The organism is Bacillus sp. AFS059628 (assembly GCF_002571225.1).
In the GTDB taxonomy this organism is placed as follows: domain Bacteria; phylum Bacillota; class Bacilli; order Bacillales; family Bacillaceae_G; genus Bacillus_A.
In genome coordinates, this window is the sequence record NZ_NVEC01000100.1 from 15,437 (window position 1) to 31,405 (window position 15,969).

Consider the following 15,969-nt stretch of genomic DNA (forward strand, 5'->3'; position numbering starts at 1 on the left):
GCCCGTTAAAGCGGGATAAAGTGATGAGAAGCAGATACAAGATGTATCTGCTTTTTTTTATATGGGATCCTATAGTTAAGTCGATATAATTTCATTCACCGAACTGTAATATTTAGAATTATGGTACAATTCAAGTAAGGAATGGAGGAGAAGTAGATGAACGTTATACGATTAAAAGAAGATAAATTTAGAGAAGCATTACGCTTATCAGAATACGCTTTTCAATATAAAGTGGAAGAAGAACGATTGCAGCAACAACTTATAAAGATGAAAGAAAGTCATGAAATATACGGTATTATGGAAGGGGAAGATTTAGCAGCAAAACTTCATCTTATTCCGTTTCATATATACATAGGCAAAGAAAAATATAAAATGGGAGGCGTTGCAGGGGTAGCGACGTATCCAGAGTATAGAAGAAGTGGGTATGTAAAAGAATTACTTCAACATTCACTTCAAACGATGAAAAAAGACGGATATACAGTATCGATGCTACATCCATTTGCTGTTTCATTTTACCGTAAATACGGATGGGAACTTTGTGCGAACCTCCTTGTATGTCATATGAAAAAGAGTGATTTAGTGATGAAAAAACAAGTGAATGGTACTGTGAAACGATTCAATAAAGAAAATCACCCTGAAGAGGTCGAGAAACTTTATGAAACATTTGCAAAACGTTTTTCCGGTATGCTAGTTCGCGATGAAAAATGGTGGTTACGAGCTGTATATGATGATTTAACATTAGCGATTTATTACGATGAAAATAAAACGGCATCTGGCTACATGCTATATAAAGTTGAAAACAGCAAAATGAGAGTAGAAGAATTTGTTCCACTGCATAATGAAGCGCGAAATGGTCTGTGGAACTTTATTTGCCAGCATGATTCTATGATGAAAGAACTTGAAATGACAATAAGTGAAAACGAACCGTTATTATATACACTACAAGAGCCGCGAGTAAAGGCAGAAATAAAGCCGTATTTTATGGGCAGAATTGTAGATGTGGAGCAGTTTTTTAAACAATATGAATTAAACTGGAACAATGTACAACAAGAACTAAATTTACATATTACAGATTCATTTGCACCGTGGAACAACATATCAGTGAGGCTTGCAAATCATGAAATAACAATTATAAAAGAGGAAACAATAGATAAAGGAATCAAGCTGGATATAAACACACTATCTACAATAATGTTTGGTTACAAGCGTCCGTTAGAACTTAATGAACTAGAATTAATTAACGGAAGCGAAGAGGAAATACAAGCGTTTGAGAATATAGTACCGGTACGTAAAGCATTTATTTATGATTTCTTTTAAGTTTTAAAATAGAAAATAGGGCTGTCCCAAAAAACATTGGGACGGCTTCCTATTATATTGTCAGCTTTTGTCGGTAAGTCGATATATTTTGAAAATCGCTGATATAATTGGAGATGCGCCGATATATCCTGAGAATTGCTGATATAATTAGATTTGCGCTGATATATTCTAATAATCGTTGATATAATTTTTTCACTAAAACGCAACCATACTTGGTCACGCACTTGACTTTTAATCCCTGTAATTTATAATTAAAAACGGAATGAATTTTCATTCCTGGAAAAAGAGGTGGAAAAAAATGGCTAAAAATAAACAAGAGGATATTTTTGATGCTGCGATGAAACTTTTTGCTGAGCGTGGTTACGATGGTACGACAATTCCAATGATCGCTGAAAAGGCAAAAGTCGGTGCGGGTACTATTTACCGCTATTTTGAAAATAAAGAGGCACTTGTTAACTCATTATTTTCAAAAAGTATGTTAGAGCTTTCTGAAATGATAAAAACAGATTTTCCTGTTGAAGCAGATATTCGTGAACAGTTTAGTCATACGTACAACCGTTTATTTGAATTTGCGAGAAACAATGTGGACGCTTTTTTATTTACAAATTCTCACTGTGATAGTTATTTTCTTGATGAACAAAGTAAGAAAATATTTGATGATTTTATAGGCTTCTTTATGAATATTATTGAAGATGGAATCGCAAAAGGTTTGCTTCGTCCATTGCCTCCAGTTGCTTTAATTATTATTGTATATCAACCGCTAGAAACATTAACGAAAGTAATTTCAACAGGGCAATTAGAATACTCGAAAGAGTTAGTAAAAGAACTAGAAGAAAGCTCTTGGAATGCTATTAGAATCATCTGATTCTATAGCTTTATAAGGAGAGGAATGAATATTCATTCCTAAATAGATTTAAAAAATGAGAGTAGGAGAGGATATTTGTGCAACTAAAGGAATGAACATTCATTCCGAGAAGGGTAGTTTAATAGAATTCATAAAAAAATAATAGAATGATAGGAATGAATATTCATTCCGAAACTAACGTGAAACTTTCAAAACGGGAGATGATTAAATTGAGTAAGCTAAAAAATTGGAGAAGTTTATCTTTTCTATTATGGATAGTTATTACGATTACAATGATCGTAACGATGCCTAATATGGATAAATTAGTGAAAGAAAAAGGGCATATTGCGATTCCTAATACGGAACAAAGTAGTATTGCTGACAAAATGATAAGAGAGATGGATAAAGACGAGACAGAAAAGTATGAAATTATAGCTGTGTTTAATAGTGGAAGTAAAGCAGCTTTAACAACTGAGCAAAAAGAGGAAATAATAAAAACAATCAACGCTTTACAAAATGAAAAAGAGAAATTAGGAATTAAGGAAGTTGTTTCACATTTAGATAATAAAGACTTGGAAAAACAGTTGATATCTAAAGACAATACGACCATTTTAACGCAAATCTCAGTAGACAAAAAACATGGTGAAATATCAAAAGTTGCAAATGCACTTCATAAAAAAGTTAAAGTGAAGGGTGTTAAAACGTACTTAACTGGAAGTGATTTAATAGCGGGTGATTTTCTTACATCCTCTCAAGAGGGCGTGAAAAAGACAGAAGTTATTTCTATCATTTTCATTTTAGTTGTACTAATCATTGTATTTCGTTCACCAATTGTTCCAATTGTTTCTCTTCTTACAGTTGGTGTATCCTATTTAGTTTCAATGGGGATTATTGCTCACCTTGTAGATTATTTTAATTTTCCGTTTTCCAACTTTACACAAGTGTTTGTAGTTGTTGTCCTGTTCGGGGTTGGAACAGACTATAACATTTTATTATATACAAGGTTCAAGGAAGAATTAAGTAAACAAGAAAATGCATTTTTGGCTACGAAAGAAACGTTTAAATCAGCAGGGAGAACCGTTTTATATAGCGGCATAGCAGTATTAATTGGTTTTGCATCTCTTGCTTTAGCGAGTTTTAAACTATATCAATCTACTTCAGCGGTAGCAATTGGTGTCGCAGTATTATTACTCGTATTAACTACATTAAATCCATTTTTTATGGTGCTTTTAGGAAAAGGAATGTTTTATCCAGTTAAAACATTTAAAGGGCATGAGGATAGTCGTTTATGGGGATTTCTTGCGAAAAACTCAGTAGTAAGGCCAGTCGTAGCTTTAATCATTGTATTTGTAATATCAATTCCTTTCGTATTGAAATACTCTAACACATTAAATTACAACGATTTATTTGAAGTAGATAATAAATATGAGTCAAAAATGGGGATTAACGTAATAGAAGCTCATTTCCCACCCGGTTTCTCTTCGCCAAGTACGTTCGTCATTCAATCAGATAACAAATTAGATGAGGCGAGTTCGCTTCAAACTTTAGATGAACTAACTGATAAGATTTTGAAAGTGAAAGGTGTTTCAGAAGTATATTCACCGACACGTCCAACTGGTGAAAGGATAAAAGAACTATATATAAATAAACAAGCTGGAGAACTAAATACAGGCTTAGGAGATGCCAATGGTGGTATAAAGGAAATTAATGATGGATTAACTAATGCGAAAGATAAAATGGGTAGTAAAGACTCAAATAGCCTTGCAAACGTTCAAAAGTTAATTGATGGAACAACTGAAGCGAAAAATGGGGTATCAGCATTAGGAACAGCTTTACATCAACTTTCAAGTGGCATAAATGATGGAGCACAAGGTGCGCAGCAAATCGAGGGTGGGTTAACTTCAATAAATGAAAATATAAATGTATTATCTAATGCAACTTCACAACTACATGCTGGTTATTCACAGTTAGAAAAAGGTTTAAGTTCTTACGATCAATACTTCAAAAGTATTTCTCAAGCAATTGATGGTGCGAAAAAAGGTTACGAACAAATTGAAATGTTAATGACCAATTTCATTCAAACGAAACCAGAATTAGCAAATGATCCGAACATACTGCAGACGATAGGAATTGCTAAAGAGGCTCAAAAGCAATTAGGTGTGCTTTCAAATGAATTAAATCAATTAGCAACGCAGCATAAAATGGCGATGGGCTCATTTAGAGAAGCAAATCAATCGTTATTGAAAGTGGATAACGGCTTAAAAGAAATGAGCAATGGAGTTACTAAGTTACAAAAAGGAGCAGCTGATCTTAAAAATGGATTAAATGAAGGTGCTTCAGGTTCACAACAAATTGCAAACAAGTCAACTGAGTTACAAACTGGATTAACGAAAATAAATGATGGGCAAGGTCAGCTATTAACCGGACTGAAAGACTTGCAAGAACAGATGGGGCAATTACATTTAGGGTTATCTAAAAGTACAGAAGGGCTTGAAAAGGTAAGTAACGGCCTAGGAGATGCTCAGAAATATTTAGGAGAACTGAATGAATCAAAAAGCTCTGAGAAATTTTATATTCCAAAAGAAGTTTTAGAGGGTGAAGGTTTCCAAAAAGCATTGAATACGTACATGTCACAAGATAGAAAGACTGCTAAAATGACAATCGTTTTAGACGTAAATCCGTATTCAAAAGAAGCGATGCCAATCATTGAAGAAATTAATAAAACGATAGACGGTACGTTAAATGGTACAGAATTAAAATCAGCAAAAAAAGCAATAGGAGGTACGACAGCTAGAAATGTTGATTTAAAAGAAGTTACAGGTCAAGACTTCTTACGTACAGCTACGATTATGTTAATTGGTATTGGGATTGTATTAATTGTGATTACACGTTCAGTATTAAATACAATCTTTATTATTGGATCGTTACTATTAGCGTACTTTGCATCACTAGGTATAAGTGAACAAATTAGTACGCATGTATTACATGTAGATTCATTAAGCTGGAATGTTCCATTCTTTAGTTTTATAATGATTGTCGCTTTAGGTGTGGATTATAGTATTTTCGTAATGATGAGATACAATGAGTTAGAAGGGGACACAGCGAAGAAAATTGTAACTGCTTCTCGTCATATTGGAGGGGTCGTATTATCAGCGGCACTTATTTTAGGTGGTACATTTGCTGCATTAATCCCTTCAGGTGTATTAACGCTTATACAAGTAGCATCCGTTGTTGGTGTTACACTGTTACTATTAGCCATTATTGTGATGCCAATATTGTTACCTGCTTTAATAGGATTAACGAGTAAAATGAAGAATTATGCAAAGAAATTAAGTGAAAGGAAATCAAAGAATCCCCTTTTAAAAAGTAACTGGTTCAGTTATAGGAGATAAAATATAAAATAACATACAAATTAGGGATGCTAAATCACATATGATTTAGCATCTTTTTTAAAAGGTAAATGGAAAATTTATGTTAAAATAATGATAGAGTTTGTGAAAAAATGTTCTTAAACTAACGGTCAGGTTACTTTAAGAAGGATTTTTCAAAGGAAATGGTGAATATCATATTTTAAAGGAGTGATTGCAGTGGAGTAAGTAATTTTTTTAATCTTGGTGAAATACTTTGAAGGAAGGGATTTATCACTATGAATACAAAACTAATAATAGTAGAGGGTTTACCTGGATTTGGAAAATCGACCACTGCAAAGCTAATAAATGAAATTCTAAGCGAAAATAAAATTGAAGTTGAACTATTTTTAGAGGGGAATTTGAATCACCCAGCCGACTATGATGGTGTATCTTGTTTTAATAAATTTGAATTCGATAGATTATTATCTAACAGTGGAGATTTTAAAGAAGTGCTTCTTAAAAGAGTTCTAAAAAAAGGAAGCAATTATTTATTACCATACAGAAAGATAAAAAATGAGTTTGGTGACCAGTTTTCAGGCGAATTATTTAATGGTATTTTAAAAAACGATATATATAAATTACCATTAGATAAAAATGTTGAATTAATTGCTGACAAATGGAAAGACTTTGCTGAAATTGCTCGAGAAGACAATAAGGTTTATATCTTTGAATGTTGTTTCATACAAAATCCATTAACGATTGGGCTGATTAAATACGGTGAACAAAAAGAAAAAATAATAAATTATGTAATGAAAGTTGCAAAAATCATAGAGAATTTAAATCCAATGTTATTCTATGTAGAACAAGATGATCTTGAATTTTCATTTAGGAAGGCATTAAAAGAAAGAAATCCAGAATGGTCAACAGGAATTGTCGACTATTACACGAACCAAGGCTATGGAAAAAAACATAACCATACAGGTGTAGAAGGAGCGATAAAGGTTCTTGAAGCTAGAAGGAATTTAGAGTTAGAAATATTCGATATGTTAAAAATGAAAAAAGAAAAAATCAATAATACAAAATATGAAATTGACTCATATAGATCAATGTTAAAAGATAAGTTAACAATACAAATGGTGAAATAGCTTTTTTCACTAACTGGTGCTTTAGTTGAAGAAGGAAATAAAAACGCTCAGAATATTTTCTGAGCGTTTTAGTTTGTTATTTATAATACGAAACGGGGTGCGAAATGCATACAAATTATTGTGTTATTTCTAATGGTTATTACCATTTTTCTCTCCTTAAACTGAACCCGTTCTTTTAAAAGGTGATTTTCTTTATTTTATAAATTCGTCCATCACATCTTTATATTTTGCAAATTCTTCATCTTTCATATCACCATTCATTTGTAAAAGAAAATTGCCTTTTGCATGTGTATGCGAGAATAACATAGGAGCAGAGTTGCCGAATTCATCGTAATATTTCTTAACTTTTTCTAGGTCTTCTTTCTTTGCAATTTCGAATAAACGACCACCCTTATCTTCACCAAGAGTAGGTACGACAGTACGTTTTCCTTCTTTTCGAAGATTGCCGAATTCTTTTTGCGGAAGATCGGTTGGATTTTCTGCTTGGAGACCAGCATTTTTAAACTCAGTGATAATCGAATCAACAGTTATTTTTACTTCTTTTTTCTCTTGTTTTGATTCAGTTGGTGTTTTCGTATTGTTATTACTACATGCAGTTAAGGAAGTAAGAGATAAACATAATGCTCCAATGATAAATATTTTCCTCAAAATATATCCTCCTTAAAGTGTTTATGTAACTTTAATATAATTAAAAACAAAGATTTTATTCGAGTTTGGAAAGAAAGGAATAGCAATCAACCGTTGCTATTCATCCATCTTCTACTATATAATAGCTATAGTCTACAATAATTGAGTCGTAATATGCGATTTTTTAAGACAATCGGTGAGAAAACGCTGAAATAAGCGGTATTAGTAGGAGGACACAAATGATTACAGTAAGTAACGTTAGTTTGCGTTTCGCGGATCGCAAATTGTTTGAAGATGTTAACATAAAATTTACGCCAGGTAACTGCTACGGTTTAATCGGAGCGAACGGTGCTGGAAAATCGACATTTCTAAAGATTTTATCTGGAGAAATTGAACCATCAACAGGTGACATACATATTACGCCAGGTGAGCGTCTAGCAGTATTAAAACAGAACCACTTCGAATATGAAGAGTTCCCAGTATTAGAAACAGTTATTATGGGTCACACGCAACTTTATAAAGTAATGCAAGAGAAAAATGCCATTTATATGAAAGAAGACTTTAGTGATGAAGATGGTATGCGTGCTGCTGAACTTGAAGGTGAGTTCGCTGAGCTTAACGGTTGGGAAGCTGAGTCAGAAGCTGCAATCTTACTAAAAGGTTTAGGTATTGGTGAAGATCTTCATGATAAGAAATTGTCTGAATTAACTGGGGCAGAAAAAGTAAAAGTATTACTTGCTCAAGCTTTATTCGGTAAGCCTGACATTCTATTACTAGATGAGCCTACCAACCACTTGGACTTAAAAGCGATCCAATGGTTAGAAAACTTCTTAATGAACTTTGAAAATACAGTAATCGTTGTATCCCATGACCGTCACTTCTTAAATAAAGTTTGTACGCACATGGCTGATCTTGATTTCGGTAAAATTCAACTTTATGTTGGTAACTATGACTTCTGGTATGAGTCAAGCCAATTAGCTTTAAAATTAACACAAGATGCAAATAAGAAAAAAGAAGAGAAAGTAAAAGAGTTACAAAACTTCATTGCACGTTTTAGCTCAAACGCATCTAAAGCGAAGCAAGCGACTTCTCGTAAAAAATTATTAGATAAAATTACATTAGATGATATTAAGCCATCATCTCGTCGTTACCCATTCGTTGGCTTCACACCAGAACGTGAAGTAGGAAATGACTTATTAACTGTTGAAGGTCTTTCTAAAACAATTGATGGCGAAAAAGTGTTAGATAATGTGTACTTCACTTTAAATAAAGGTGATAAAGTTGCATTTATCGGTCGTAACGATATTGCAATGACAACATTATTTAAAATCCTTATGGGTGAAATGGAGCCAGATAGTGGTTCATTCAAATGGGGCGTTACAACATCTCAATCGTACTTCCCAAGAGATAACTCTAAATACTTTGAGAACAGTGACTACAACTTAGTTGATTGGTTACGTCAATTCTCTCCACAAGATGAGTCAGAAAGCTTCTTACGTGGTTTCTTAGGCCGTATGTTATTCTCAGGTGAAGAAGTTAAGAAGAACGTTTCTGTATTATCAGGAGGCGAAAAAGTTCGTTGTATGTTATCTAAAATGATGTTAAGTGGTGCAAACGTAATTACACTTGACGATCCAACGAACCACTTAGACCTTGAGTCTATCACTGCATTAAACAACGGTTTAATTGCATTTAAAGGCACAATTTTATTCACATCTCATGACCATCAGTTCGTACAAACAATTGCAAACCGCATTATCGAAGTAACGCCAAACGGTGTAATCGATAAAGAGGCTACTTACGATGAGTTCTTAGAAAATGAAGAACTTCAAAAACAAGTAGATGCAATGTACAAAGGTCAATAATAAATGATGAAAAACCTCGCTCTCGTTATGAGAGCGAGGTTTTTTATAATCATTGATTTTATGAAATATGAATAATTATTCAAAAATAACTTTGGAGAAGAAAATAAATTTAGAAGATGCATGTAGAGGAATGGCTGCGGTTTGAATGAAGTTGAAATACATGAAGAGGTTTAATATACACCAAAAAAACTAAATGCTAACTATAGTGAATTTCATTATATTACATTAATGTTCCAGAACTGGAGATATAATTATTTGCGAAGTAGTGAATAAAGGTTTATAGTATGTGATGTCATAATTAGTGGATGAATCTTGGGAGAAAGCAGGAAATGTTACAAAATTATTTTGTTAAATAGAAACCAAGGTCAAAATGTCTTGAAAGAAATGGTTGAATAAATAGTAGCTTCAAATTATAATTACTAATATTCTTCATATAGTTAAATAAAAATAATCTATTTGAAGAAGAAAAATTGAATAGAGAGACAGACTTATATCAAAATAAGCCTTGGATGATCAAAAGAGGTGGAGAGATGAAACAGTTCTTATTAAAGAGCAAAAGTATGTTAAGTAATCATTTTGGATTCTTTCTGTTTGCCGTTATTTTATTCTGGCTCAAAACATATGCAGCGTATGTAACGGAATTTAATTTAGGTATTTCAAACACAATCCAAAAATTCTTACTATTTTTTAACCCACTTAGCTCGGCAGTTCTATTTCTAGGACTGGCATTATTTGCAAAAGGGAAACGATCTTATATTTGGTTAATTAGCATTAATTTGTTATTGTCGATTCTTTTATACGCAAACGTAGTATACTATCGCTTTTTCAGTGACTTTATTACGTTCCCGACATTAACACAAACGAATAACTTTGGAGATTTAGGTGGTAGTATTCTTGCGTTGCTACATCTTTATGATCCGCTATATTTCTTAGATACAATCATTTTAATTGTTTTAGTTGCAACGAAGTTTGCAAATCCAAAACCAATTCGTGTTGCGAAACATAAAGTATCACTAGTATTTGTAGCAGGTATTTTATTATTCAGTGTTAACTTAGGTCTTGCAGAATCTGACCGTCCTGAATTATTAACAAGAACATTCGATCGTAATTATATTGTGAAATATTTAGGAGCATATAACTATACAATTTATGATGGGATTCAAAGTGCGAAAGCATCAACGGAAAGAGCATTAGCTGATGGAGATAACATGACTGAAGTGAGAAACTATTTAACATCAACTTATGCAAGTCCAAATCCTGAGTATTTCGGTAAAGGAAAGGGAATGAACGTAATTTATATTCATTTAGAGTCATTCCAAAACTTCTTAATCGATTATAAATTAAATGGTCAAGAAGTTACGCCGTTCTTAAACTCATTCACAAAAGATGCGAATACGCTTTACTTTGATAACTTCTTCCATCAAACAGGACAAGGGAAAACATCTGATGCGGAGTTTATGTTAGAGAATTCAATGTTTGGTTTACCACAAGGATCTGTCTTTACAACGAAATCTCATAATACGTATCAATCAGCACCAGCTATTTTAGGGCAGCAAGGATACACATCAGCTGTGTTCCACGGTAACTATAAAACATTCTGGAATCGTGACGACATTTATAAATCATTTGGTTTTAATAAATTCTTTGATGCGTCATACTATGATATGAACGAAAAAGATGTAGTAAACTATGGATTAAAAGATAAGCCGTTCTTTAATGAATCCATTCCGTTATTACAAACATTGAAACAACCGTTCTATACGAAGTTCATTACGTTATCTAACCACTTCCCTTATCCAATTGATAAAGCGGAAGCGACAATTGAACCAGCAAACACAGGTGACTCATCTGTAGATACGTATTTCCAAACGGCACGTTATTTAGATGAATCTGTAAAAGGTTTCATCGATTACTTGAAACAATCTGGTTTATACGATAATTCAATTATTGTTATGTACGGAGACCACTACGGTATTTCAGATAATCATAACGCAGCAATGTCAAAAGTAATGGGTAAAGAAATGAACTCATTTGAAAATGCGCAATTACAGCGTGTACCTTTAATCGTTCGTGTACCAGGTGTGAAAGGTGGCGTGCAACATCAATACGGCGGTGAAATTGATGTTCTTCCAACATTATTACACTTACTAGGTACAGATACGAAAAATTATGTTCAATTTGGCTCAGATTTACTATCACCAGATCATAAACAAGTCGTTGCGTTCCGTAACGGTAACTACGTAAGCCCAACAGTTACTGCACTAAATGGAAAATACTATGATACAAAGACTGGAAAACCAGTTGAATTTACAGATGAAATAAAACAAAATGAACAAATGGTTCAAAGTTCGTTAAAATATTCCGACCAAGTCGTAAATGGTGACTTATTACGATTCTACACACCAGAAGGCTTCACTCCAGTAGATCGTTCAAAGTATAACTATAACAATCGTGATAAAAATAAAACGAAGGTAAAGACGACTCCGGAAGGGGAAGCCAAATAAATAACAAAAAGCGCTATTCAAATGAATAGCGCCTTTTGTTTGTAAATATAACATCATTATTACATGGAACCATTTGTCGTTTTTTGTTTTGCCTTTCCGAAGAAAACTACACCGGCGATGATAATAATGATAAATGTCCATTTTATGAAAGGGTTACTTTCGAAAAATCCAGCGAACCATTTCTCATCTACAATCATTTTCGCAGCAGTATAAGCTAAAACAGCTGCTCCAATCGTAATGATGACAGGGAACCGGTCCACCCATTTTAAAATTAATGTACTGCCCCAAACTACTACTGGAATAGATACTAATAGCCCAATGATGACTAAAGAAAAATTGCCATGCGCAGCTCCTGCAACAGCGAGAACATTATCAATGCCCATTAATGCATCAGCGATAATAATAGTTTTAATAGCAGACCAAAATCCTTCTTCTGCCTTAATATCATGATCTTTACCTTCAGCAATTAATTTGTAAGCGATCCATATAAGGAGTACACCACCAATTAGAAGTAGCCCTGGTATTTTTAACAACCAAACGACAACTAAGGTAGCGAGAGCTCTAATTGCGATCGCTCCGATAGTTCCCCATATAATAACTTTCTTTTGTTGATCTTTCGGTAATCGCCTTGCTGCTAATCCAATTACAATGGCATTATCACCAGCTAACACTAAATCAATTACAATGATGGCAAGTAAGGCAGACAAATATTCGGCTGAAAGAAAATCCATATACACATCACTCCTTAAGAGTAATATGTGCTAAAGTGTTGATAATATAAAAAATAGGATTGAATTTGCATATTCAATCCATAATTTCTTACTGTATTTTGATATACATCTTTTAATTTTGTTAAAGGCGCTTTTGCAATCTTTTTTGCTTTTCGTTTCTTTATCTTAATTTTCGATTCATCTTTTTAATACGGTTTTCTTTATCTTAATTTTCGATTCATCTTTTTAATACGGTTTTCTTTTCTATTATCCCAGTTATCACTACTGATTTCATTAATAGATTTATCTTCCTTAGCACGAAAACGTCTTAAGTTTTTACGAAGGAAGCAGGGGGAATTGAATTTCTGAGAAGTACTGCCCAAAACGATAAAAAAGACTCAATAACCTACTAGAGGAAATAGAGTCTTTTTTTATTACATACGATTATCGTGCCAGAAGTTTAATGGGAAGTGTTCGTTCTCACTATAACTTTCTAATTCATATCCTTTTTCTTTCAGCCCTTTAATAATTCCAGGTACTGCTTTAACGGATTGTGGATGAATGTCGTGCATAAGAATAACTTCTGTCGGTTTGTTAGCGCCGTTTAGAACATTTTCTACAATTTTAGCTGATGCAGCGTCAACAGGCATTTTGTTATATTTCCAGTCTAAAGAATCAATTGTCCAATCCCAAACTTTTAAGCCATTTTCGACAACTTTGTTGCGAAGAGCTTCGTTTAATCCTGGCATTGAGCCGTAAGATGGACGAGTTAATACTGGTGATTTACCTAGAACGCCAGCAATTAAGCCTTGGTCTTCCTTCATTTCATCTACGTAATGACCTTCTGTGTAAAGTTTCTTGTAGTTATGAGTCATACTGTGCATCCCAACGTAGTGGCCTTCAGCATCTTCACGTTTTACAAGATCCGGGAATGCTTTTACGTTTGAACCAATTAGGAAGAATGTTGCTTTTGCATTTTCTTTCTTTAACATATCTAAAAGCTCAGCTGTGTATTTTCCAGGACCATCATCAAATGTTAAGTAAGCTACTTTTCTAACTTGCCCATTATATTGTTTTGGAGCTTCTTTCGGTGCAAGAGATGATTGAATTTCACTTACAAGTTGAACAGATTTTGCTTCATCCTCTGTACTTGCGAGAGCAGTATGTGCTGATCCTAAAGCCGCTTCGTATGTAAATAATACCCCCGCGCAAACCAGCATAGCCCTTTTCACTAAAGTTGTCATTCGAATTCCATTGTGCATAATTTTCCTTCTCTCTATAAAAGTTCTACTCTACTATATTAGCAATTATAGGGAGGTAATTGCAAAAAAACTTTTTTACAAGCGTAAAAAAGTTTTTCCAAAAGTATGCAAGATTTCATTGTTTTGTAGGTTTACTAAAATGGAACAAGAATTGAATGAAAATGCATGTAATATGTTCGTATATATAGTAAACCAAATAGATATGTTAGTGGGGGATTGTTTATAGAATATGCTAGTGAAGATAGTATCTGTTGCTTTAAAGTGCATCTATAAAAATTTCACATACCGTATTTTAAAAATAAATATAGGAAAACCAAAAAATAATGTAGAATATATCGTACATACATATATGAAGTCAACAGAAAAGATAAAGAGGTGGGCATATGTTACTTGAAGAAGTAATGCAGCAACTAGAGGAATATGGAACAGAACAAAATCGTAAAACGTATAAAAATCACGGGGCGAAAGAGCCACTATTCGGAGTTAGTTTTGCCAATTTAAAATTGTTAAAAAAGAAGATAAAAAAAGATCATGATCTAGCAATTTTATTATGGGAAACAAAAAATATGGATGCAATGACTTTAGCAACGATGATATTAGATCCGAAAAAAGTTACGACAGAACAGTTAAATAAATGGGTACAGGAAGTTAATTATTATTGTTTAATGGACGTTTTAATGACGGCTATTTGTACGTCGCCAATCGCGATAGAAAGAATGGAAGAATGGACAAAGTCTGATGATGAATGGGTTGGAAGAGCAGGCTGGTCTTGATTAGCAAATATAGCGATTAAAAATAAAACGTTACAGGATGATTTCTTCTCTCCTTATCTAGAAGAGATAAAAGAAAATATACATAATGAAAAAAATAGAAAAAGAGAAGCAATGAATCGTGCTTTAATTGCGATAGGAATTCGTAATGAAGACTTAGAGCGAAAAGCAATTGAAATTGCACGTGAAATTGGAAAAGTACAGGTTGATCACGGGGCAACGTCATGCAAAACACCAGACGCAGAACCGTATATAAAAAAAGCGAGAGAAAGAGCTGAAAAAAGAAAGTGAAATAAGAAAAGGGGAACGGTTATGAAATCAATGGAAGCAGCACAAAGCATCATTACATCACAATTTCCGAATTGTGATGTAGCTTTACTAGGAGGAAGCGTTGCACGAGGAGAGGCGACAAAAACATCTGACCTAGATATTGTAATAATAGATCGTAGTTTGTCATCTTGTTATAGAGAATCTTTCTATAGTAATGGATGGCCTGTTGAGGTGTTTGTACATAATTATGAAACGATAAAAACCTTTTTTAAAATGGATTGTGACCGCGGAAGACCTTCGTTGCCACAATTAGTTGCAGAGGGAATTGTATTAAAAGGGAAAAATGAAATTGTAGAGGAATTAAAAAAAGAAGCGAATGATTTACTAAATAAAGGACCAGCTAAATGGACTGAAGGAATGATGAAGCAGAAGCGATATTTTATTACAGATACTTTGGATGATTTTATTGGCGCATCAAAAAGAGAAGAAGAGTTGTTTATCGCGAATTTATTAGCTGATTTATTACATGAATATGTATTAAGAGTAAATGGAAAATGGCTTGGAAGTTCAAAATGGTTTATAAGGGTACTTAGAAAATATGATGAACAATATGCAGAACAATTTGTAGCGGCTTTCGATCATTTTTATATAACGGGAGAGAAAATGAAATTAATTACTTTTGTAGAAAAAACGCTAGAACAGTATGGAGGAAGAATGTTCGAAGGGTTTTCTATAGGAAAATAAGAAGGGGATAGCACAATGAATATACCATTCGTTCAATTAAGAGAACTGACAATAAATGATGTAGAAGATCGATATCAATGGTCATTAGATAGAAAAGTAACGAAACATTTAGTTGTACCCGATCAATATCCACCATTCACTCGTGAAGATACGAAAAAATGGATTCAAGCATGTATAAATCGAAAAAATGGTTATGAACAAAGAGCAATCACTACAGAGAACGGCATATATATTGGATGGATAGATCTGAAAAACTTTGATAAAATAAATAAAAATGCAGAACTGGGAATCGCGATTAGTAATAAAGAATACTGGGGTAAAGGGTATGGAATATCGGCTCTATATAGTATGTTACATGAAGCATTCTTTAAATTTGAATTAGAAAAAGTTTGGCTACGTGTAGATGAAGATAATTTTCAAGCTAGAAAGAGTTATGAAAAGGCTGGTTTTGTTAGTGAAGGATTAATGAGAAATGATCGATTACGTCAAGGGAAGTTCATTCATCGTTATCGTTATAGTATGTTAAGAGAAGAATACAAATCTATAATTAGTAGTTTATAA

General features: G+C 33.3%; 11 protein-coding genes and 2 pseudogenes. 9 read left to right on the forward strand and 4 right to left on the reverse strand.

Annotated features, from left to right (window positions below):
• Window positions 1-156 precede the first annotated feature (156 nt).
• The 4 genes from COL05_RS27685 to COL05_RS27700 all read left to right on the forward strand — a co-directional run bounded on the left by COL05_RS27685 (window position 157) and on the right by COL05_RS27700 (window position 6,656).
• The gene (locus tag COL05_RS27685) at window positions 157-1,317 is read left to right on the forward strand and encodes a GNAT family N-acetyltransferase (RefSeq protein ID WP_098670918.1); all 1,161 of its coding nucleotides are present in this window, start codon (window positions 157-159) and stop codon (window positions 1,315-1,317) included.
• A 298-nt stretch (window positions 1,318-1,615) separates the two neighbouring features.
• The gene (locus COL05_RS27690; protein ID WP_098670919.1) at window positions 1,616-2,182 is read left to right on the forward strand and encodes a TetR/AcrR family transcriptional regulator; all 567 of its coding nucleotides are present in this window, start codon (window positions 1,616-1,618) and stop codon (window positions 2,180-2,182) included.
• A 209-nt stretch (window positions 2,183-2,391) separates the two neighbouring features.
• A complete protein-coding gene (locus COL05_RS27695; protein WP_142337692.1) occupies window positions 2,392-5,553 on the forward strand; it encodes an MMPL family transporter in 3,162 nt (1,053 codons plus the stop codon).
• A gap of 254 nt (window positions 5,554-5,807) precedes the next feature.
• Window positions 5,808-6,656 (forward strand): P-loop NTPase family protein, encoded by an 849-nt coding sequence (locus COL05_RS27700; RefSeq protein WP_098670920.1) that lies wholly within the window; start codon window positions 5,808-5,810, stop codon window positions 6,654-6,656.
• 192 nt (window positions 6,657-6,848) lie between these two features.
• On the opposite strand, the gene COL05_RS27705 is transcribed toward COL05_RS27700, so the two are convergent.
• Entirely contained in the window at window positions 6,849-7,295 is a 447-nt protein-coding gene (locus COL05_RS27705) for a stress protein (protein ID WP_373605331.1), read from the reverse strand.
• A gap of 227 nt (window positions 7,296-7,522) precedes the next feature.
• On the opposite strand from COL05_RS27705, the gene COL05_RS27710 reads away from it, so the two are divergent.
• Entirely contained in the window at window positions 7,523-9,148 is a 1,626-nt protein-coding gene (locus COL05_RS27710) for an ABC-F family ATP-binding cassette domain-containing protein (protein WP_078418035.1), read from the forward strand.
• Window positions 9,149-9,678: 530 nt separating this feature from the next.
• Entirely contained in the window at window positions 9,679-11,652 is a 1,974-nt protein-coding gene (gene ltaS / locus COL05_RS27715) for a lipoteichoic acid synthase (protein ID WP_098670922.1), read from the forward strand.
• A gap of 59 nt (window positions 11,653-11,711) precedes the next feature.
• Here ltaS and COL05_RS27720 read toward each other — a convergent pair whose 3' ends face one another.
• The 3 genes and pseudogenes from COL05_RS27720 to COL05_RS27730 form a co-directional block, all read right to left on the reverse strand.
• Entirely contained in the window at window positions 11,712-12,383 is a 672-nt protein-coding gene (locus COL05_RS27720) for a TerC family protein (protein ID WP_098670923.1), read from the reverse strand.
• A gap of 14 nt (window positions 12,384-12,397) precedes the next feature.
• A pseudogene (locus tag COL05_RS32395) lies at window positions 12,398-12,700 on the reverse strand (hypothetical protein); the annotation flags it as partial.
• 96 nt (window positions 12,701-12,796) lie between these two features.
• Window positions 12,797-13,624, reverse strand: a complete 828-nt coding sequence (locus COL05_RS27730; protein WP_098346876.1) for a peptidoglycan-N-acetylglucosamine deacetylase — start codon at window positions 13,622-13,624, stop codon at window positions 12,797-12,799.
• A gap of 383 nt (window positions 13,625-14,007) precedes the next feature.
• Between COL05_RS27730 and COL05_RS27735 the strand changes: the two are divergent.
• From COL05_RS27735 to COL05_RS27745, 3 genes and pseudogenes are all read left to right on the forward strand, one after another.
• Window positions 14,008-14,685 (forward strand): annotated as a pseudogene (locus COL05_RS27735) (DNA alkylation repair protein).
• A gap of 21 nt (window positions 14,686-14,706) precedes the next feature.
• Window positions 14,707-15,408, forward strand: a complete 702-nt coding sequence (locus COL05_RS27740) for a nucleotidyltransferase domain-containing protein (protein WP_098670924.1) — start codon at window positions 14,707-14,709, stop codon at window positions 15,406-15,408.
• A 15-nt stretch (window positions 15,409-15,423) separates the two neighbouring features.
• Window positions 15,424-15,969: a GNAT family N-acetyltransferase gene (locus COL05_RS27745; RefSeq protein ID WP_098670925.1), complete on the forward strand. Its 546-nt coding sequence runs from the start codon at window positions 15,424-15,426 to the stop codon at window positions 15,967-15,969.

What these genes read in the sequence shown, in the direction of transcription:
- COL05_RS27685 (WP_098670918.1), top strand. Translation starts at nt 157, where the DNA reads ATGAACGTTATACGATTAAAAGAAGATAAATTTAGAGAAGCATTACGC.
- COL05_RS27710 (WP_078418035.1), top strand. Translation starts at nt 7,523, where the DNA reads ATGATTACAGTAAGTAACGTTAGTTTGCGTTTCGCGGATCGCAAATTG.
- COL05_RS27720 (WP_098670923.1), bottom strand. Translation starts at nt 12,383, where the DNA reads ATGGATTTTCTTTCAGCCGAATATTTGTCTGCCTTACTTGCCATCATT.
- COL05_RS27740 (WP_098670924.1), top strand. Translation starts at nt 14,707, where the DNA reads ATGAAATCAATGGAAGCAGCACAAAGCATCATTACATCACAATTTCCG.
- ltaS (WP_098670922.1), top strand. Translation starts at nt 9,679, where the DNA reads ATGAAACAGTTCTTATTAAAGAGCAAAAGTATGTTAAGTAATCATTTT.
- COL05_RS27745 (WP_098670925.1), top strand. Translation starts at nt 15,424, where the DNA reads ATGAATATACCATTCGTTCAATTAAGAGAACTGACAATAAATGATGTA.
- COL05_RS27730 (WP_098346876.1), bottom strand. Translation starts at nt 13,624, where the DNA reads ATGCACAATGGAATTCGAATGACAACTTTAGTGAAAAGGGCTATGCTG.
- COL05_RS27700 (WP_098670920.1), top strand. Translation starts at nt 5,808, where the DNA reads ATGAATACAAAACTAATAATAGTAGAGGGTTTACCTGGATTTGGAAAA.
- COL05_RS27690 (WP_098670919.1), top strand. Translation starts at nt 1,616, where the DNA reads ATGGCTAAAAATAAACAAGAGGATATTTTTGATGCTGCGATGAAACTT.